Source organism: Halomonas sp. SIMBA_159, from assembly GCF_046536035.1.
Lineage (GTDB): Bacteria > Pseudomonadota > Gammaproteobacteria > Pseudomonadales > Halomonadaceae > Vreelandella > Vreelandella venusta_A.
In genome coordinates this window covers 1-316 of record NZ_JAWJBT010000264.1, presented here as the reverse complement: position 1 = coordinate 316, position 316 = coordinate 1, and the positions used below count along the sequence as shown (strand labels likewise).

The following is a 316-nucleotide window of genomic DNA, read 5'->3' as shown; positions in this document are numbered from 1 at the left end:
GTTCTTTCAATTCCATAATCTCGACATCTGGATTCAGTTCTGCGATTTTTTGGGCTAAACTGGCCACGCCGAATATCTCGGTGAAGGTATGGCTGCCGACCAGTAAGTTGATGCCGGCAAACTGAGCGTATTGAATCGTGTAAAGAGTGGCTTCGCCAGTAACATACGTCTCGCATCCGGCTTCTGCTGCTTCGCGGTTCTAGGCAGAAGAATGGCCTGCCCCCGTCAAGACGCCGATCCGTGTGACGGGCAGGGCGTTATTTCTCCTAGCGCGCACCGGCTCATTTAAAGCGTTGCGCATGCGGCCAGCCACTTG

General features: G+C 53.8%; 1 pseudogene. It reads right to left on the bottom strand.

The window, feature by feature from the left end:
• Nucleotides 1-184 (bottom strand): annotated as a pseudogene (locus R0J87_RS19250) (Nif3-like dinuclear metal center hexameric protein); the annotation flags it as partial.
• Nucleotides 185-316 lie beyond the last annotated feature (132 nt).